The sequence below is a fragment of the Bradyrhizobium sp. NBAIM18 genome, from assembly GCF_020193825.1.
GTDB classification, from domain to species: domain Bacteria; phylum Pseudomonadota; class Alphaproteobacteria; order Rhizobiales; family Xanthobacteraceae; genus Bradyrhizobium; species Bradyrhizobium yuanmingense.
In genome coordinates this window covers 514781-532135 of record NZ_JADYVO010000002.1, presented here as the reverse complement: position 1 = coordinate 532135, position 17355 = coordinate 514781, and the positions used below count along the sequence as shown (strand labels likewise).

Here is a 17355-nt window from a genome sequence, read left to right as displayed (position 1 = left end):
CACAGCATCCGGCTCGGCGCCTGCTATGATGGTGCGCCGATTGACAGGTGCACCGGAAGCGTCAAAAGGCGCCGGATCAATTTCAGGAACGAAGCGTTCTCCACCTTCATGACGGCGAGCATCACACAGGCCGAGACCCAGGACGGGCGGCCCACCGCAAGTTTTTGGGCCCTTACGCTCGGGAGTGTCGGCGTCGTCTTTGGCGATATCGGCACTTCGCCGCTCTATGCATTCCACGAGGCGGTCAAGGCCGCCGCCCATGGCGAGCCCGTCTCGCGCGTCATCGTGCTCGGCGTGCTCTCGCTGATCCTGTGGGCGCTCCTGATCGTCGTCACCGCCAAATATGTCCTCTTGCTGCTGCGCGCCGACAATAACGGGGAGGGCGGCACGCTCTCGCTGATGGCGCTCGGCCAGCGCGCGCTCGGGCGGCGAAGCTGGGTCCTGCTCGCGCTCGGCGTGATCGGCGCTTCGATGTTCATCGGCGATTCCATGATCACGCCGGCGATCTCGGTGCTATCGGCGGTGCAGGGCCTCAAGCTCGCAACCCCCGCGCTCGAGCACTATGTCGTGCCGCTCACCGTGCTCATTCTGGTGCTGCTGTTCGCCGTGCAGAGCAAGGGAACCGCATTGGTCGCCTCGGCCTTCGGGCCGGTGATGGTGGTCTGGTTCACCGTCATCGCCGTGATGGGGGCTGTCCACATCGCCGACGATCCCACGGTGCTGGCGGCGATCAATCCGTACTATGCGGTGCAGTTCGTGCTGTCGCACGGTGTGATCGGCCTCGTGACGCTCGGCGCGGTGTTCCTGGCGGTGACTGGCGGAGAGGCGCTTTATGCCGATCTCGGCCATTTCGGCCGCAAGCCGATCCAGTCGGCCTGGATGTTTTTCGTGCTGCCGGCGCTTCTGGTCAACTATTTCGGGCAGGGTGCGCTGGTGCTGTCCGATCCCAGCGCAATCGAGCATTCGTTTTATCGCATGGTGCCCGAGAGCCTGGTCCTGCCGCTGGTCGGACTCGCGACGGCCGCAACCGTGATCGCGAGCCAGGCGGTGATCACCGGCGCCTATTCGCTGGTCCACCAGGCCGTGCAACTCGGGCTGCTGCCGCGTTTTGAGGTGCGGTACACCTCCGAATCCCATGCCGGCCAGATCTATCTGCCGCGCGTCAACCGCCTGCTGCTGATCGGCGTGATGCTGCTGGTGCTGCTGTTCCACACCCCCAGCAATCTGGCTTCCGCCTACGGTATTGCCGTCTCCACCACCATGGTCGCCGACGGCATCATGGGCTTCGTCGTGATCTGGAAGTTGTGGAACTGGCGCGCCGCGACGGCCGCAGCCGTGATCGTCCCCTTCGTCATCGTCGATTTGAGCTTCTTCAGCGCCAATTTGCTCAAGTTGCTCGAAGGCGCCTGGGTGCCGCTGCTGTTCGGCATCGTCATGGCCGGGACGATCTGGACCTGGCGCAAGGGCTCCGCAATCCTGATCCAGAAGACCCGCCGGATCGAGGTGCCATTGGACGATCTGATCCGCAGTTTGGAGAAGCGGCCACCGCACATCGTCAAGGGCACCGCGGTGTTCCTGACCAGCGATCCCGCGTTCGTGCCGACCGCGCTCCTGCACAATCTCAAGCACAACAAGGTGCTGCATGAGCACAACGTGATTCTGACCATCGAGACCGCGCAGACGCCCCGGGTCGATCTGTCGGAGCGGTTCAGGATGGAGAAGATCAGCGAAAAATTCTCCAAGGTCCGCTTGCGCTTCGGTTTCATGGAGCAGCCGAACGTGCCGAAGGCGCTCGCCATCGCGCGCAAGCAGGGTTGGCAGTTCGACATCATGTCGACGTCGTTCTTCGTGTCGCGCAGGTCACTGAAGGCCTCGGCACAGTCGGGCATGCCGCTCTGGCAGGATCATGTGTTCATCGCGCTGAGCCGGTCGGCCAACGATGCCACCGACTACTTCCAGATCCCCACCGGCCGCGTGGTTGAAGTCGGAACCCAGGTCACCATCTAGGATGCAACTGGCGTAGCCATGCATATTTGCATGGTTACGGCCCAGAATCGGGCTAGGCCATGCCGATGGCGCAGGACTATAAGCCGCGCGCTCTTCCGCCGTTGTGCAGTGAAGCATTTTAGAGGCCATCGGGCTCTCCCATGACAAGCGACATAGCAGTTCCCGCCCCGGAAACGGTGGCGGCAAATGGGCATGGCGATGCCCATACCACCGCCGGTTTCGGCGCGCTGACGCTCGGCAGCATCGGCGTCGTTTACGGCGACATCGGCACCAGCCCGCTCTACGCGTTCCGCGAGGCGGTGATGGCGGCCTCGGGCGCGGACGGGTTGCCGACGCCGGCCGCTGTGCTCGGCGTGCTCTCCCTGATCCTGTGGGCGCTCATCGTGGTGGTGACGCTCAAATACGTCGTGATCCTGCTCCGCGCCGACAACAACGGCGAGGGCGGCACGCTTGCACTGATGGCGCTGGCCCAGCGGGCGGTTGGCACCGGCCGCGGCGGGGCCACCATCGTCCTGCTCGGCATCATTTCCGGAGCTTTGTTCTACGGCGATGCCGTGATCACGCCGGCGCTCTCCGTGCTGTCGGCGATCGAGGGCATGAAGGACGTCACGCTAAGGTTCGAGCCCTACATCGTTCCGCTGACGGTTGTGATCCTGGTCGGCCTGTTCGCCGTGCAGTCCCGCGGCACGGCGCGCGTTGCCGCCTTCTTCGGCCCGATCATGTGCGTCTGGTTCACGGTTCTGGCGGTGGCGGCGATCCCTCAGATCGCCCAGCAGCCGCAGGTGCTGCTTGCGCTCAACCCGCTCTACGCCGTGAACTTCATGCTGCACCATGGCATCGTCGGCTTCGTGACGCTGGGCGCGGTGTTCCTGGCGGTGACCGGCGCCGAGGCGCTCTATGCCGATCTCGGCCATTTCGGCAAGCGGCCGATCCAGACCGCCTGGCTTACCATCGTGCTGCCCTCGCTGGCGCTGAACTATCTGGGGCAGGGCGCGCTGGTGCTCGGCGACCCCGGCGCAATCGTGAGCCCGTTCTTTCAGCTGTTCCCGCAAGGCTTCGTCCGAGGCTGCATGGTCGTGCTCGCCACCATGGCGACCGTCATCGCGAGCCAGGCCGTCATCACTGGCGCCTATTCGCTGACGCGCCAGGCGATCCAGCTCGGGCTGCTGCCGCGCTTTGAAATTCGCCATACGTCGGAAGCCCATTCCGGCCAGATCTTCATTCCGCGCATCAACCAGCTGCTGCTGGTCGCGGTGGTGCTGCTGGTGCTGCTGTTCCGCTCGTCGAGCGCGCTTGCATCCGCCTACGGCATCTCCGTCACCGGTACCATGGTGGTCACGGCGATGATGGGCTTCGTCGTGGTCTGGAAGGGCTGGCGCTGGTCAGCGCTTGCTGCCGGCGCGCTGATTGCGCCGTTCCTGTTCCTCGATCTGACCTTCCTGAGCGCGAACCTGTTGAAGGTGTTCGAGGGCGGATGGGTGCCGCTGGCGCTCGGCGCGCTCATGATCATCCTGATGTACACGTGGCGGCGCGGCAGCCGGCTGCTGTTTGAAAAGTCGCGCAAGCTCGAGTTTCCGCTCGCCGATCTCGTGGCGATGCTGGAGAAGCGGCCGCCGCAGCGGGTGCCTGGCACTGCGGTGTTCCTGACCTCGGACCCGCTCAGCGCGCCGACCGCGCTGTTGCATAGTCTGAAACACTACAAGGTGCTGCACGAGAAGAACGTCATTCTCACCATCGAGACCGCGCAAACCCCGCGGATCGATCCGGCCGAACGGGTGAAGCTGGAGCAGATTTCACCGACCTTCTCCAAGGTGACGCTGAAGTTCGGCTTCATGGAATCGCCCAACGTGCCGAAGGCGCTCGCGATCGCCCGCAAGCTGGGCTGGCAGTTCGACATCATGTCGACCTCGTTCTTCCTGTCGCGCAGGGCGCTCAAGCCCGCCGCCCATTCCGGCATGCCGCGCTGGCAGGACCGGCTGTTCATCTCGCTCAGCCGCTCCGCCAACGACGCCACCGACTATTTCCAGATCCCGTCCGGCCGTGTGGTCGAGGTCGGCACGCAGGTGACGATCTAGGGCAGACGATCTAGGGCTTGGGATTCAAAGCGGACTTCAAGTCGCTGCGATTTAGCTTTAACTTGCGCCGCGCGGCTCAAGCCTTTGTGGCGCTTGATTTTCGTCTCCCGAGAGGCGAGGTTGCCGCCGGCCGGGATCGCCCCGGTACGCGGCCCGCGACGTTGGAGGATGATGTGGTAAATCAAGTGCAGGATCTGACCCCGGACGAGGTCGCCAAGGGTGTCGCGGAAGGGCGCTATCTGCTCGTCGACGTCCGTGAGCCGAACGAGGTCGAGGCCGAGGCTTACCCTTACGGCGTCGTGGTTCCGCTCTCGACCTTCGATCCCAAGGCGATCCCCGATCCGGCCGGCAAGGAGGTCGTGTTCGCCTGCCGTTCGGGCAAGCGCTCGGTGACGGCCTCGCTGGCGGCACAGGCGGCGGGCCTGTCTTACGACAAGCATCTGGCCGGCGGCATGCTGGGTTGGAAGGCGGCCGGGCTTCCCAGCAAGGTCGGTGGCTAACCGCGCAATGACGACCAAGAGCTCTTCGCTGAACAAGGTCTTCGCCGACCTTCCCGTCACCATCTTCGAGGCGATGTCGCAGGCCGCGCGCGACAACAACGCCATCAATCTCGGCCAGGGCTTTCCCGACGATCCCGGCCCCGAGGACATCCGCCGCGCCGCGGCCGAGGCTTCGCTGAACGGCTACAACCAGTACCCGTCGATGATGGGCCTGCCGGAGCTGCGCCAGGCCATCGCGACCCATTACGGCCATTGGCACGGCCTCAAGCTCGATCCGATGAGCGAGGTGATGGTGACCTCCGGCGGGACCGAGGCGCTGACCTCGGCCATCCTCGCGGTGGTCCAGCCCGGCGACGAGGTGGTCTGCTTCCAGCCGGTGTACGATTCCTATCTGCCGATCATCCGCCAGGCCGGCGGCATTCCGCGCCTGGTCCGGCTGGAGCCGCCGTACTGGCGGCTGAATGAGGACATGCTGAAAAGCGTCTTCAATTCAAAGACCAAGGCGGTGCTGTTCAACAATCCCCTGAATCCCAGCGCGGTGGTCTATCCGCGCGAGGACCTCGAGCTCTTGGCGCGCTACTGCCAGGAGTTCGACGTCATCGCGATCTGCGACGAGGTCTGGGAGCACGTCACCTTCGACGAGCACAAGCATATCCCGCTGATCACCATTCCCGGCATGCGCGAGCGCACCATCAAGGTCGGCTCGGCCGGCAAGATCTTCTCGCTGACGGGCTGGAAGATTGGCTTCGTCTGCGCGGCGCCACCGCTGCTCCGCGTCGCGGCCAAGGTGCACCAGTTCCTGACCTTCACCACCGCGCCGAACCTGCAGGCCGCGGTCGCCTATGGGCTCGGCAAGTCCGACGACTACTTCCTATCCATGCGCAAGGACCTGACGCGGAGCAGGGACCGGCTGACCAAGGGACTGGAGAGCCTCGGCTTCCCCGTGCTGAAGTCGCAAGGCACCTACTTCCTCACCGTCGACCTGTCGCCGCTCGGGCTCAACGAGAGTGACACTGAGTTCTGCTGGCGCATCGTGAAAGACTACAAGGTCGCCGCGATCCCGGTCTCGGCGTTCTACGAGCAGGACCCCGTGACCTCGGTGGTGCGCTTCTGCTTTGCCAAGAAGGACCAGACGCTCGACACCGCGCTGGAGCGGCTGTCGGATGCGGTGCGTGGACGCAAGAGGTAGATCGAGATGACGAACGTCGGCTGCCCCAGGCTTGGTTTCGCGATCGCTGCGGCACTGACGTTGCTCTCCGCTCCCGCAGGCGCCGAGGAGCGGGTCGTCAACTTCTATAACTGGTCCAACTACATGGCGCCTGATGTCCTTGAGGCCTTCACTAAGGAGACCGGCATCAAGGTCGTCTACGACACTTTCGACGCCAACGAGACGCTGGAGACGCGCCTGATGGCCGGCAAGTCCGGTTATGACGTCGTGGTGCCCACCGCTTATTTCCTGCAGCGCCAGATCAAGGCCAATATCTTCCAGAAGCTCGACAAGTCGAAGCTCCCGAACCTCGCCAATGCCTGGCCGGTGGTGACGCAGCGCCTCGCCACCTACGACCCCGGCAATGTCTACGCCGCCAACTACATGTGGGGCACGACGGGCATCGGCTACAACATCGCCAAGGTGAAGCAGATCCTTGGGGCTGATGCGAAGATCGACAGCTGGGACATCGTCTTCAAGCCGGAGAACCTCGCCAAGTTCAAGGACTGCGGCGTCCACATGCTCGATTCCGCCGACGACATCTTCCCGGCGGCGCTGAGCTGGCTCGGGCTAGATCCGAACTCGACCAAGCAAGCGGACCTGGAAAAGGCCGCCGATGCCGTGGCGAAAGTCCGCCCCTCCGTGCGCAAGTTCCACTCGTCCGAATATCTAAGCGCGCTCGCCACCGGTGAGATCTGCTTCGTGGTCGGCTGGTCCGGTGACATCATGCAGGCCCGCGCCCGCGCCGCGGAAGCCAAAAGCGGCGTCGAGATCGGCTACACCATTCCGAAGGAGGGCGCGCAGATGTTCTTCGACAATCTCGCGATCCCCGCGGATGCCAAGAATGTTAGGGAAGCCTACGAGCTGATCAACTATCTCTATCGCCCGGACGTTGCCGCCAAGAACTCGGACTTCCTGTCCTACGCGAGCGGCAATCTCGCGAGCCAGAAGCTGGTCGATCCGAAAATCCTTGATGACAAGAACATCTATCCGGACGAGGCGACGCTGGCAAAACTGTTCGTCATCACGGCGCGCGAGCCGGCGACGCAGCGGATCATCAACCGGCTCTGGACCAAGGTGAAGACGGGGCGGTAGTAGCGCCTGTCATTGCGAGGAGCGAAGCGACGAAGCAATCCAGACTGCTTCCGTGGAACGATTCTGGATTGCTTCGCTGCGCTCGCAATGACGGAGTATTTACCGCCACCTTCTGTGCAGCCATAGCCACTGCTCGGGATGCTCGCGGACCCAGCTTTCCACGACGCTCGTGATCGCCTGTGTCGTGCCCTGGATGTCGATCCTGCCGTCGGCATCGCGCACCGGCGGGATCTCTTCAGTCAGCTCGCCGCGGAAGCGGCCGTCGGGCAGGCGGATGATGCGCACGCCGTGGATCGGGCATTCGACCTGGCGCAAGAGGCGCGCCAGCATCGGATTGGCGCGGGTCTTGCGGCCGAAGAACGTGACCTCGACGCCGGCGGTGAGGTACTGGTCGATCAGCATGGCGACGTGCTTGCCGTCCTTCAGCGCCTGCGCGAGCCGCAGCGGCGCGTCGCGGCCGGCCGGGATCAGCGTGCCCATGTTGACCTGGCGCATCTCCTGGATGATGCGATCGGCCGAGGCGATGTTCGGGCGGCGATAGAGAATCGCGGTGTCCAGGCCATGCGCGACCGCGGCGAGCGCCGGCAATTCCCAGTTCGCAAGATGTGCGGCGAAGATCAGCGCCGGCTTGCCGTCGTCGCGGATCTGGTCGAACAGCTCGATGCTGCGCGGGGAAATCTCGATCCGACTCTTCTCCGGGACATCTCGGGCGTAATCCCAGACCTGGTCGATATGGGCGAACTCGGCGCCGACGCGGCCGAGATTGTCCCAGACGCCCATCAGGATCCGTTCAATCTCCTCCGGCGACTTCTCGGGGAAGGCGGCGGTGAGGTTGGCGCGGCCGATGCGGTGCTCGCGCAGGCGCGGCCCGATCAGCTTGACGGCACGCGCGAAGAAGTCCGAGGTCTTGGCCGGATCGAAATAGCGCGTGGTGCGCAGCATCGCGACGGTCGCGGCGCCGATCAGGCTGCCGCCGAGCGATTTGGCAGTCTCCCGCGCGCGGGCCTTCGTGCTCGCAGGAAGCAGCGCCATGCGTCCGGTCAGGCCGGTTCGCGGGTCAGGATCAGCGAAGCGTTCTGGCCGCCGAAGCCGAACGAGTTCGACATCACCGCGGTCACGCGCGCATCCCGCGCCTTGTTGCCGACGACGTCGAAAAGGATCGTGGGATCCGGATTGTCGTAGTTGATCGTCGGCGGAATGCGCTGATGCTCGAGCGTGAGCAGCGAGAAGATCGCCTCCACCGCGCCGGCGGCCGAGATGGTATGGCCGACCATCGACTTGTTGGAGGTGACCGGAATCTTCTGCGCGAGTTCGCCGAACACGGCCGACGTCGTGTTGAACTCCATCTTGTCGTTCTCGGGCGTCGCGGTACCGTGCGCGTTGATGTGGTCGATCTGGTCCGGCGTCATGCCGGCATCGGCCAGCGTCTTGTTCATGCAGCCGATGATCGGCTTGCCGTCGGGCGAGGAGCGGGTGCGGTGGAAGGAATCGGTGAGCTCGCCGCAGCCGGCGATCACGCCGAGAATTTTTGCGCCGCGCGCGGTGGCGGCTTCATAGCTCTCCAACACCAGCGCGCCGGCGCCTTCCGCCATGACAAAACCGTCGCGGTTCTTGGAGAAGGGACGGGAGGCCGCCTGCGGCGGATCGTTCTGGGTCGACAGTGCCGAGAGGAGCGAGAAGCGCACCAGCGCTTCCGGGTTCACGGTGCCGTCGGTCGCGACGCAGAGCGCTGCGTCCGTCTCGCCGCGGCGGATCGCCTCGACGCCGAGCTGGATCGAGGTGGCTCCGGACGCGCACGCCGTCGACAGCGAGATCGGCGAGCCCTTGGTGCCGAAGGTCTCGGCGAGATAGGCGGCAACCGAGCCGAACATGAAGCGATGATGATAGGCGCTAAACTTGCCGCCGCCGGAAATGCGGAGCAGATCGTCATAGGTGATGTCCTGCTGGCCGACGACGCGACCGAGCTCGCGACGCTGCGGCCATTCGACCTCGACCGGCGCCACCGCGAGGAAAAGCGGACCCGGGAAATCGGCCTTTGCGCCGATGCCGGCCTGCTCCAGCGCTTCCTGCGTCACCAGCTCGGCCATCCGCTCGGACAGGGCAGTGGAAGAGAACGGATCGGCGCTGACGAAATCGACCGTGCCGGCCATCGTGGTCTTGAGGCCGTCGATCGGAAAACGCGTGATCGTGCGGATACCGGATTCGCCCGCGACGAGCTTTGCCCAATTGTCGGATTTGCCGGCGCCGAGCGAGGTCATGATGCCCATGCCGGTGACGACGACGACGGGACGCCCGAGTTTGTCGCGTGGTGCAGTCATGTCGATCCCCGCTTGAGCTGATTAAACCGCCTCGACCAGCGCCATGCCTTCGCCGCGCCAGTGTCCGGCTCCCACCACCACGATCTGGGTGGGCGCGCCCTGCATTTCAATCTCGGTCCCCGTGGAATCATTCGGCGGGAACAGCGCTCCGCGCGAGATCGACAATGCAGCGAGGGCAATGCCGAGCGGAAATTGCGTTTCCATGGCGTGGCCGAACACCGTGCCGGTCGAGCGCACCGGAAAGTCGGCATGGTTCTTCAGGAAGTCGCGCTCGTCCGAGGTCGCAGGCTCCGCCCCAGTCGCCCCGGTGATGATCGCGCCCTTGCCCTCGCGCCTGGGCAGCTTGTCCCACAGCTTCTCGAGCGTCGCGGTCATGTCGCCGGGCTGCTTGCGTTTGGCGAGGTCGGCGACGACGCTCGACAGCTTTGCGAATGGCTTGGCGCCGCGCGCTTCCGCATGCGCCTTCGATTCCAGCACCAGGAAGGCGCCGGCCGAGCCGAGCGCGAAGCCGGGATGGTCCTTGCGCGCCCACACGGGCGCGAACTTGTCCTTCAGGTTGAAGTCGCCGAACTCGTAGAGGACGAGCAAGTCCTTGCGCTCGCCGTTGTACGAGCCGCCGACCAGCGCGATGTCGCTCTCGCCCGAGGCGATGCGCGCGAGCGCGATGCGGGCGGCGTCGGCGCCGGCGACCTCTTCGCCCATGAAGGTGCGCGAGGTACCTCCCAGACCGTGCACGATGGCGATGTTGCCGGCGAGCAGATTGGAGAGCTGAGCCAGGAACAGCGTCGGCCTGAGATCGCTCATCAGCCGTTCGTTGAGGAAGCCCGGCGCGTTAGCGCCCTTGGCCTCGGCGGTGAGAATGCCGCTGTCGACGTTGATGTCGCGCTCTCCGCCGCCGGCGGCGACGACCATGTCGATCTTCGACAGGATGTCCTTGTTGCCTTTGATGCCGGCGGAATCGAGCGCAAGACCGGCGGCATAGGTGCCGATGCGCTGCCAGGCTTCCATCTGGCGCTGGTCGCCCTTCTTCGGGATCTGGCTGTCGAAGGATACCGGCATCAAGGGATGCACGATGTAGGGCGCAAAGCCCTTCTCGTCGACATTGATGCGCTTCTCGGAAAGCGCGGCCCAGTTGGCGTCGAGGCCCTCGCCGAGCGAGGTGGCGAGTCCAATGCCGGTGATCCAGACCTCGGTCTGGCCCGGCTTCAAAGCGGGAGTGTCAGTCATGACGATACGGCCTGTTGCGGAAAGCCGACGCGCTCGGCGACCTTCGCCATGTATCCGCGCATATCCGCATTGGGGAAGGGAATCAGCGTGAAGGTCAGCGCCGAATTGGCGCGCAGCTTGCCGCCGACCCGGATCTTGGCCTCGGTCATGGCATAGCCGGAGCCTTCATGGGTGAGGCTCGCCTCGATGCTCATGAGGTCGCCGGGGAAGACCGAGCCGCGGACCTTGGCCTCCTTCACGGCGGCCAGGATCGGCATGCGTTCGAATCGGAACACGCCGAGTTGAAGCCAGCCCGAGGCCTGCGCCATCGATTCGATCAGGAGCACGCCGGGCATCAAGGGATAACCCGGGAAGTGCCCCTCGAAGATGGTGCTTTCCTGCGGGACCTGCGCTTCGACGACGATCGTCTTCTCGTCGACCTTGAGGTCGACGATGCGATCGATCATGTGGAAGTATTCGAGTTGCATGACTGCGCCCTTAGGCGCTCGCGCCCTTGGCCGCAACCAATTCGTCGATGCGGGCGCACAGGTTCTTGAGCACGAAGTACTGCTCGGTGGTCGCCTTGCCGTCGTTGACCTCCTGAGTCCACTTCTCCAGCGGCAGCTTGATGCCGAACTGCTTGTCGATCGCGAAGGCGATGTCGAGAAAATCGAGGCTGTCGATGCCGAGGTCATCGATGGCATGGCTATCTGGCGTGATCGTGTCGCGCGGGATGTCGCAGGTTTCAGCGATGATCGTGGCGACCTGATCGAATGTGGATGACATCACTAAGCCTTTGATATATTGTAGGTATTTGTCAGATTGTCCAGAGTGGCACGGTGGCTGGGCATCGCGCCCCTGATGACGCCCTCAAACCCCCCTCTGGCCGGGTCGAAAGCCCGTATATCGGAGCGCCGCCTTGAGTTCAATGGAGCCGGGCAGGCCTCAGGGGACAGCATCGGACGTGGCTGGGGATGCCGGCTGGGTCCGTCCGCCGCGAGGTCCGTGCCGGGCCGGTCCCTAAATATGCGGCGTCGTGATCTTGACGCAGTCGCGGCGACCCATCAGCACGCAATCCTGGGTCCGGCGCAGGTCGGCGATGCTGACCGCGAGCCAGATCCCGATCGCCGTCAGCGCGATGGTGAAGGCGAGTGCTGCGATGTTGGCAAGCATGCGCTGCCGGTAATTGTCGGACTCGGCACGCGGCTGCTCGTAGCGCGACAGGTCCAGCCGTTCGGGCGTGAGGCGAAGCGGTTGCACGGAGCCATTACCGCGCTGGACCCTTGGGGCAGGCGGGGTGCGCGGCCTGAACTGGAGCACCCGGTGCTCCTCATCAGAGCTTATGGGCCGCTGGTTGTTCATGGTCGGGGATCACTCCGAAGCAGCGATCTAGATAGCATAGGTGAGGCACGCGTTGCAGTAAATCTTTGCAATTCCAGGATGCATTTGTGCGTTCGTACTATTTGCGCATGGACCGGTGTGCCGCGATCCAGCAACGGGCCGTCGTGTCCGTCCCGAGCGTTGCGCTGCAACGCGCGCATAGCGACAGCCATTGAGGACGTCTTTTTTACCGGCCGGCATCGACTTGTGATCTGCCCGTCTTCCGAACGGATTTTGCCACCGCGGGACCCGTGGCATAGTCGCGGGAACCCGAACCGTTCGTTGCATGCCAGGGCCTTCGACCATGACCACGACCAACGCGCGCGAGCCGAGAGTGCATCCGGTTCCGATCCTGTCGCTCCGGCCGACGCAGATGACGGTCGGCATGCGCGAGGTCAAGGAGAAGCGCAGGCGCTGGCGCGAGCACAGCAAGAAGAAGCAGGCGGATCTGCTCGGCAAGCACATGATCCCCGTCGTTTACGGTCCCGACGCGCGCTACTACGTGATCGATCATCATCACCTCGGCCGCGCACTGCACGATGAAGGCGTCAAGGAGGTGCTGGTGACCGTCGTCGGCGATCTCGGGATGGTGGAGCGCGAGGCGTTCTGGGGCGTCATGGACAACAAGCGCTGGGTCTATCCTTACGACGCCAAGGGCGAGCGGCGCTCGTTCCGCGACCTGCCGAAATCGGTGGCCGACCTCAAGGACGATCCGTTCCGCAGTCTTGCCGGCGAATTGCGCCGCATGGGCGGCTTCGCCAAGGACACCACGCCGTTCTCCGAATTCCTGTGGGCCGACTTCCTGCGCCGGCAGGTCTCGCGCAAGGCGGTGGAGGCCGATTTCGACAAGGCGCTCGAGAAGGCGATGGTCGCGGCCAGAAGCAAGAATGCGATCTATCTGCCCGGCTGGTGCGGCCCGGCGGACGACGACTGAGGGTATTCACGTCAGTCGCGCTGGAAGATCCTGGCGCCGGGATAGGCGCGGCGGGCGTAAGTGACCACCAGCGCGCGGTCCTGGGTGTCCAGGAACGGCGTTCGGATCTGGCTCGATCCGACGATGAGGTGCCACAGGCCATTGAGCTTCTGGATCACGATCTTCATTTGCGTAGTCCTCGATGACTCCCATTCCGGCGAATGCTGCTGCGCGTAATTCCAAGCACGGCCGCCGCTCCAAAACACGTCGACCCCAGTTAGTTGGTTACTCAATGTACCCAGATAAGCGGGATCTCATCACAGCCGCTTGAGCGAAATCAATTTCCCCGCCCACGAAACCGTCCTGAAACAGAGCGGCCCCATCTCTATGGGGTAGTCGAGCTCATACAGGAGGCGAACATGCGCCGTCTGGCTTTCGTAGTTGCCTTGCTCGCGGTCGCTTCGGCGGGAATCTCTGCATCCTTTGCCGCAGTCCACCACGCCAAGACGTTGACGTTCGCGGAGCGCTTTGCTCCGGCGCTCGAGCTGCTGGCAAAGCGCTAGCTGCATACGCCTCGCAGCCGCGAGCGATGCAGCGGCTGTTGACTGTTGGCTGCTGGGTGGACATCACGTCGCGGTCGTCGACAGATGATGGCCGGGTCAGGCTTGACCTGTCGCAAACTTGCCTCGCCCTGACCGGCTAAGGTCTGCCTGCATGGTTGCAGAGACAGCGTTGTGCCCCGATGGGAGGGCCCCGGGCTCCAAGTCATGCAGATCTTGTCATGCAGATCTTGGAGGCACGGCCATGAGCGTCATCTTTCGCATCCTCTTTGTCCTCGCCGGCGCGATCACGGCGCTGTTCGTCGCGCGCGACGCGCTGAACTTCACCATCATACAGACCTTCGTCGCCGTCCTGCTCGCCACCGCAATCGTCGGTGCCGGCAGCTTCTGGAGCCTGCGGCGGAAACCGTGAGCGAGGTGCAACGCGGAGGTGCGGCCGGTCTGAGTGAGACCGAGGCGCGGGCGAGGCTCGCGGCAGACGGCCCCAACGAACTTCCTCGGCCGGAACGACGCAGCCCGCTGCGCATCGTGGTGGAAGTGCTGCGCGAGCCGATGCTCCTGCTGCTGCTCTGCGGCGGGCTGATCTACCTCGTGCTCGGCGATCTCAAGGAGGCGGTGATCCTGCTGGCGTTCGGGGCGATGTCCATCGTGATCACGGTGGTGCAGGAAACCCGGACCGAGCGCGTGCTGGAAGCCTTGCGCGACCTGACCAGCCCGCGAGCGCTGGTGGTGCGTGACGGTGCGCGCCGGCGAATTGCCGGCCGCGAGGTCGTGCAGGGCGACCTTCTCGTCCTCGGTGAAGGCGATCGCGTTCCCGCCGACGCCGCGCTCGTCGAAGCGCGGGACTTGCAGATCGACGAGTCCCTGCTGACCGGCGAGTCGGTGCCCGTCCGCAAGAAGACCGCCGACAAGGTCACGGCGGCCGCTCACCGGCCCGGCGGCGAGGATCAGCCATTCGTGTATTCCGGTTCGCTCGTCGTGCGCGGCGAGGGGCTGGCGCTGGTCGAGGCCACCGGGCCGCGCAGCGAGATCGGGAAAATCGGGCTGTCGCTTCGCGGCTTGCAGGCCGAGCCGCCGCGGCTTCAGCAACAGACCGCAAGGCTGGTGCGGCTCTGCTTCCTCGGCGGCACCATCATCAGCCTGGCCGCGATTGTGCTCTACGGCGTCTCGCGCGGCGACTGGCTGCAGGCGCTGCTGGCAGGCGTCGCCATCGGTATGTCGATGCTTCCGGAAGAATTCGGCGTCGTGCTCACGGTGTTCATGGCAATGGGTGCGTGGCGGATTTCGCAGGCCCGCGTCCTGACGCGGCGCGCCGCCGCCATCGAGGTCCTCGGCTCAGCAACAATCCTGTGCACCGACAAGACCGGAACGCTGACGCAGAATCAGATGTCGGTCGCCGAGCTGCGCCTGCTGGACGGCGCGCGCCTGCGCGCGGAGGCGTCCGGACCCGATCAGGTCGGGCGCGAATTCGCAGAGCTGGCGCGCTGCGGGGCACTGGCAAGCTCTCCGGAGCCGTTCGATCCGATGGAGAAGGCGCTGCATTCGTTCGCGCGTGGTGTCCTGCGGGACGGCGACGCGATGGATGGCGAGCGGACGCTGGTGCGCACCTATGGTCTGCGCCCCGAGCTGCTGGCCATGACCCAGGTTTGGCGGACAGCCGGAGGGGCGGACCTCGTCGCATGCGCCAAGGGCGCGCCGGAAGCAATTGCGCGCCTGTGCAGGCTGAACGAGGCCGATCGGGAGGCCGTGCAAGCTGCCGTCGGGGCAATGGCGAAGGACGGGCTCCGGGTGCTGGGGATGGCGGTTGCCGTTTGCGATGAGGCTTCCCTGCCGGCATCCCAGGAGGCTTTTGTATTTCGCTTCGTCGGCCTGGTCGGGCTTGCCGATCCGTTGCGGCCTCATGTTCCGGAGGCGGTTCGCGAATGCCGTTCGGCCGGCATCCGCGTCGTCATGATCACGGGCGACTATCCGGCGACCGCCATGGCGATCGCCGCGCAAGCCGGGCTCGACGTCGATGAGGTCGCGACCGGGGAGCAGGTCAAGCTCGCTGACGACCGCGAGCTCGAGGCACGCGTCAGGAAGGTGAACGTCTTCGCGCGGGTTCTGCCGGAGCAGAAGCTACGGATCGTCCAGGCGCTGAAGCGCAGCGGCGAGATCGTCGCGATGACGGGCGACGGCGTCAACGACGCGCCGTCGCTGAAGGCCGCCCATATCGGAATCGCGATGGGTGGCCGCGGCACCGACGTCGCTCGCGAGGCATCCTCGATCGTCCTGCTCGATGACGACTTCAGCTCCATCGTCGCATCCATCCGCCTCGGTCGCCGGATCTACGACAATCTGCGCAAGGCCATGGCCTTTATCTTTGCCGTCCACGTGCCGATCGCGGGTCTTGCGCTGCTTCCCCTGGTGTTCGGGCTGCCGCTGGTGCTCGGCCCGGTACACATCGCCTTTCTGGAGCTGATCATCGATCCCGTCTGCTCGCTGGTGTTCGAGGCCGAGCGGGAGGAGCGCGACGTCATGAAGCGTCCGCCGCGGCGTGCCGATGCGGAGCTGTTCTCGTGGCCCCTGATCGCCTGGAGCGTTCTGCAAGGCACGATGGCCTTCGCCTTGATCGCCGTGATCTTCGTCGCAGCGCTTCGTTCCGGCCTTCCGCCCGAGGAGGCTCGCACCCTCGCATTCATCGCGCTCGTCGTCTGCGTCCTCGCGCTGGTGCTGGTCAATCGATCCTTCAGCGCATCGTTCTTGTCTGCCTTCTTCCGTCCGAACGCGGCATTGCTCTGGATCTTCCTCTTGATTGCGCTCGTTCTCGCCACAGCCTTGTTCTGGCCGCCGGCCTCCGGCCTGTTTCGCTTCGGTCCGCTGCATGTTGACGATCTGATGATCACACTCGGCGCCGGACTATTGGTGCTCACGGTGCTCGAACTGCTGAAGCCGTTTTGGGGCCGACGGTTGCGATTCTAATCGCTCTCCCGCTGACCCGAGCTCGGCGAGGTCTCCGTCCGCTGAGGATCTTCCTTGCCGCCAAGCATGCGATGCAGCCGGCGCTCGAGGCGGCGGCCAATCGTCAGCAGCACGAAGGCCAGCGCCAGGGCGACGACGACGATCTTCCATTGTCCGGCGCCGCAGACGATGCCGAGGCAGGCGGCAAGGAAGGTGCAGGCGGCGCTGGTGAGGCCCCGAACCCGAAACCCGGTGCTTTGGTGCACGATGACGCCGGCGCCGAGAAAGCCGATACCGGTGAGGATGCCCTGGATGACACGGCTGGCGGCGTCGACGACCCTGGCCGGTTCGGCGAGCTGCAATGCGAGCAGAACCACGCTCGCGGTGGAGAGCCCGACGATGCCGAGCGTCTTCAGCCCGATCGGCTTGCCGTGCAGGTCGCGGTTGAGGCCGATCGCGCCGCCGGCAAGCGTGGCCGTGCCGAGGCGTAGCAGGATTTCGGGCCAATCGAGCTCGGTCATGGCGCCTCGACTACGTCTTCGGCAGGCGGCCCATCAGATAGAACTCCTCGTTCGGCCGCATGCCCGTGAAATTCGCCAGCCGGTTCGACAGCGCGAAGAAGGCGGAGATCGCGGCGATGTCCCAGATGTCGTCGTCGCTGAAGCCGTGGGGCGCGAGCGCTACGAAATCATCCTCGGAAATCCGCTGCGCGTCTGCCGAGACCTTCATGGCGAAATCGAGCATCGCCTTCTGCCGCGGCGTGATATCGGCCTTGCGGTAGTTGATCGCGACCTGGTCGGCGATCACAGGGTTCTTGGCGCGGATGCGCAGGATCGCGCCATGGGCGATCACGCAATATTGGCACTGGTTGGCCGCCGACGTCGCCACCACGATCATCTCGCGCTCGGCCTTGGTGAGGCCGCCGTCCTTCTCCATCAGCGCGTCGTGATAGGCGAAGAAGGCGCGGAACTCGTCGGGGCGATAGGCCAGCGTCAGGAACACGTTCGGGACGAAGCCGCTCTTCTCCTGCACGGCAAGGAGGCGCTTACGGATGTCGTCGGGCAGGGTGTCGAGGGCGGGGGCGGGAAAGCGTTGCGCGGCGGTCTTTGTCATGGGCATGGATTCCGGCTTGGGGCGGGAACCATAGTCGATGC

At 64.8% G+C, this 17355-nt stretch carries 18 protein-coding genes; 9 read left to right on the top strand and 9 right to left on the bottom strand.

The genetic code is table 11. From position 1 onward, the window contains the following. The first annotated feature begins 108 nt into the window (after nucleotides 1-108). From I6F17_RS06625 to I6F17_RS06605, 5 genes are all read left to right on the top strand, one after another. Entirely contained in the window at nucleotides 109-2007 is a 1899-nt protein-coding gene (locus tag I6F17_RS06625) for a potassium transporter Kup (protein ID WP_036034443.1), read from the top strand. A 140-nt stretch (nucleotides 2008-2147) separates the two neighbouring features. After that, nucleotides 2148-4082 (top strand): potassium transporter Kup, encoded by a 1935-nt coding sequence (locus tag I6F17_RS06620; RefSeq protein WP_225129687.1) that lies wholly within the window; start codon nucleotides 2148-2150, stop codon nucleotides 4080-4082. A 173-nt stretch (nucleotides 4083-4255) separates the two neighbouring features. Beyond that, nucleotides 4256-4582: a rhodanese-like domain-containing protein gene (locus tag I6F17_RS06615; protein WP_225129689.1), complete on the top strand. Its 327-nt coding sequence runs from the start codon at nucleotides 4256-4258 to the stop codon at nucleotides 4580-4582. A gap of 7 nt (nucleotides 4583-4589) precedes the next feature. Continuing rightward, on the top strand, nucleotides 4590-5771 hold the full coding sequence (locus tag I6F17_RS06610) for an aminotransferase (RefSeq protein WP_225129691.1): 1182 nt from the start codon (nucleotides 4590-4592) through the stop codon (nucleotides 5769-5771). A 6-nt stretch (nucleotides 5772-5777) separates the two neighbouring features. Then, nucleotides 5778-6884 carry a polyamine ABC transporter substrate-binding protein gene (locus I6F17_RS06605; RefSeq protein WP_225129693.1) on the top strand — a complete coding sequence of 369 codons (1107 nt, stop codon included), beginning with the start codon at nucleotides 5778-5780 and terminating at the stop codon, nucleotides 6882-6884. A gap of 99 nt (nucleotides 6885-6983) precedes the next feature. On the opposite strand, the gene I6F17_RS06600 is transcribed toward I6F17_RS06605, so the two are convergent. The 6 genes from I6F17_RS06600 to I6F17_RS06575 all read right to left on the bottom strand — a co-directional run bounded on the left by I6F17_RS06600 (nucleotide 6984) and on the right by I6F17_RS06575 (nucleotide 11770). After that, nucleotides 6984-7916, bottom strand: coding sequence for a lipid A biosynthesis lauroyl acyltransferase (locus I6F17_RS06600; protein WP_225129695.1), 933 nt, complete (start codon nucleotides 7914-7916; stop codon nucleotides 6984-6986). A gap of 8 nt (nucleotides 7917-7924) precedes the next feature. Next, nucleotides 7925-9202 carry a beta-ketoacyl-ACP synthase gene (locus I6F17_RS06595; RefSeq protein ID WP_225129697.1) on the bottom strand — a complete coding sequence of 426 codons (1278 nt, stop codon included), beginning with the start codon at nucleotides 9200-9202 and terminating at the stop codon, nucleotides 7925-7927. A 21-nt stretch (nucleotides 9203-9223) separates the two neighbouring features. After that, entirely contained in the window at nucleotides 9224-10429 is a 1206-nt protein-coding gene (locus tag I6F17_RS06590) for a beta-ketoacyl-ACP synthase (protein WP_036034420.1), read from the bottom strand. Continuing rightward, nucleotides 10426-10896 carry a 3-hydroxyacyl-ACP dehydratase FabZ family protein gene (locus I6F17_RS06585; protein WP_036001387.1) on the bottom strand — a complete coding sequence of 157 codons (471 nt, stop codon included), beginning with the start codon at nucleotides 10894-10896 and terminating at the stop codon, nucleotides 10426-10428. The genes I6F17_RS06590 and I6F17_RS06585 overlap by 4 nt, the downstream gene beginning before the upstream one ends. A gap of 10 nt (nucleotides 10897-10906) precedes the next feature. Continuing rightward, the gene (locus tag I6F17_RS06580; protein WP_007592476.1) at nucleotides 10907-11194 is read right to left on the bottom strand and encodes an acyl carrier protein; all 288 of its coding nucleotides are present in this window, start codon (nucleotides 11192-11194) and stop codon (nucleotides 10907-10909) included. A gap of 234 nt (nucleotides 11195-11428) precedes the next feature. Beyond that, entirely contained in the window at nucleotides 11429-11770 is a 342-nt protein-coding gene (locus tag I6F17_RS06575; protein WP_225129699.1) for a hypothetical protein, read from the bottom strand. Between the two features lie 322 nt (nucleotides 11771-12092). Here I6F17_RS06575 and I6F17_RS06570 point away from each other — a divergent pair, with 322 nt between their 5' ends. Next, complete coding sequence (locus tag I6F17_RS06570; RefSeq protein WP_225129701.1) at nucleotides 12093-12722, top strand: ParB-like protein; 630 nt, start codon at nucleotides 12093-12095, stop codon at nucleotides 12720-12722. A gap of 11 nt (nucleotides 12723-12733) precedes the next feature. Here I6F17_RS06570 and I6F17_RS06565 read toward each other — a convergent pair whose 3' ends face one another. Beyond that, nucleotides 12734-12889 carry a hypothetical protein gene (locus I6F17_RS06565; RefSeq protein WP_165637160.1) on the bottom strand — a complete coding sequence of 52 codons (156 nt, stop codon included), beginning with the start codon at nucleotides 12887-12889 and terminating at the stop codon, nucleotides 12734-12736. A gap of 231 nt (nucleotides 12890-13120) precedes the next feature. Between I6F17_RS06565 and I6F17_RS06560 the strand changes: the two genes are divergently transcribed. The 3 genes from I6F17_RS06560 to I6F17_RS06550 all read left to right on the top strand — a co-directional run bounded on the left by I6F17_RS06560 (nucleotide 13121) and on the right by I6F17_RS06550 (nucleotide 16222). After that, entirely contained in the window at nucleotides 13121-13264 is a 144-nt protein-coding gene (locus I6F17_RS06560) for a hypothetical protein (protein ID WP_193375040.1), read from the top strand. A 241-nt stretch (nucleotides 13265-13505) separates the two neighbouring features. Beyond that, complete coding sequence (locus I6F17_RS06555) at nucleotides 13506-13673, top strand: hypothetical protein (RefSeq protein ID WP_167361653.1); 168 nt, start codon at nucleotides 13506-13508, stop codon at nucleotides 13671-13673. Then, nucleotides 13670-16222: a cation-translocating P-type ATPase gene (locus tag I6F17_RS06550; RefSeq protein WP_225129703.1), complete on the top strand. Its 2553-nt coding sequence runs from the start codon at nucleotides 13670-13672 to the stop codon at nucleotides 16220-16222. The genes I6F17_RS06555 and I6F17_RS06550 overlap by 4 nt, the downstream gene beginning before the upstream one ends. Here the strand turns inward: I6F17_RS06550 and I6F17_RS06545 are convergent. Together I6F17_RS06545 and I6F17_RS06540 are read right to left on the bottom strand one after the other, a co-directional pair. Next, entirely contained in the window at nucleotides 16219-16722 is a 504-nt protein-coding gene (locus tag I6F17_RS06545; protein ID WP_036001373.1) for an MgtC/SapB family protein, read from the bottom strand. The two genes, I6F17_RS06550 and I6F17_RS06545, sit on opposite strands and share 4 nt — an antisense overlap. A gap of 10 nt (nucleotides 16723-16732) precedes the next feature. Next, nucleotides 16733-17314 (bottom strand): peroxidase-related enzyme, encoded by a 582-nt coding sequence (locus tag I6F17_RS06540; protein WP_036001422.1) that lies wholly within the window; start codon nucleotides 17312-17314, stop codon nucleotides 16733-16735. Nucleotides 17315-17355 lie beyond the last annotated feature (41 nt).

Excerpts from the sequence above, each read along its gene's own strand:
- I6F17_RS06555 (WP_167361653.1), top strand. The coding sequence starts at position 13,506 with ATGAGCGTCATCTTTCGCATCCTCTTTGTCCTCGCCGGCGCGATCACG.
- I6F17_RS06585 (WP_036001387.1), bottom strand. The coding sequence starts at position 10,896 with ATGCAACTCGAATACTTCCACATGATCGATCGCATCGTCGACCTCAAG.
- I6F17_RS06545 (WP_036001373.1), bottom strand. The coding sequence starts at position 16,722 with ATGACCGAGCTCGATTGGCCCGAAATCCTGCTACGCCTCGGCACGGCC.
- I6F17_RS06600 (WP_225129695.1), bottom strand. The coding sequence starts at position 7,916 with ATGGCGCTGCTTCCTGCGAGCACGAAGGCCCGCGCGCGGGAGACTGCC.
- I6F17_RS06590 (WP_036034420.1), bottom strand. The coding sequence starts at position 10,429 with ATGACTGACACTCCCGCTTTGAAGCCGGGCCAGACCGAGGTCTGGATC.
- I6F17_RS06565 (WP_165637160.1), bottom strand. The coding sequence starts at position 12,889 with ATGAAGATCGTGATCCAGAAGCTCAATGGCCTGTGGCACCTCATCGTC.
- I6F17_RS06540 (WP_036001422.1), bottom strand. The coding sequence starts at position 17,314 with ATGACAAAGACCGCCGCGCAACGCTTTCCCGCCCCCGCCCTCGACACC.
- I6F17_RS06575 (WP_225129699.1), bottom strand. The coding sequence starts at position 11,770 with ATGAACAACCAGCGGCCCATAAGCTCTGATGAGGAGCACCGGGTGCTC.
- I6F17_RS06605 (WP_225129693.1), top strand. The coding sequence starts at position 5,778 with ATGACGAACGTCGGCTGCCCCAGGCTTGGTTTCGCGATCGCTGCGGCA.
- I6F17_RS06570 (WP_225129701.1), top strand. The coding sequence starts at position 12,093 with ATGACCACGACCAACGCGCGCGAGCCGAGAGTGCATCCGGTTCCGATC.
- I6F17_RS06620 (WP_225129687.1), top strand. The coding sequence starts at position 2,148 with ATGACAAGCGACATAGCAGTTCCCGCCCCGGAAACGGTGGCGGCAAAT.
- I6F17_RS06560 (WP_193375040.1), top strand. The coding sequence starts at position 13,121 with ATGCGCCGTCTGGCTTTCGTAGTTGCCTTGCTCGCGGTCGCTTCGGCG.
- I6F17_RS06580 (WP_007592476.1), bottom strand. The coding sequence starts at position 11,194 with ATGTCATCCACATTCGATCAGGTCGCCACGATCATCGCTGAAACCTGC.
- I6F17_RS06610 (WP_225129691.1), top strand. The coding sequence starts at position 4,590 with ATGACGACCAAGAGCTCTTCGCTGAACAAGGTCTTCGCCGACCTTCCC.
- I6F17_RS06625 (WP_036034443.1), top strand. The coding sequence starts at position 109 with ATGACGGCGAGCATCACACAGGCCGAGACCCAGGACGGGCGGCCCACC.
- I6F17_RS06595 (WP_225129697.1), bottom strand. The coding sequence starts at position 9,202 with ATGACTGCACCACGCGACAAACTCGGGCGTCCCGTCGTCGTCGTCACC.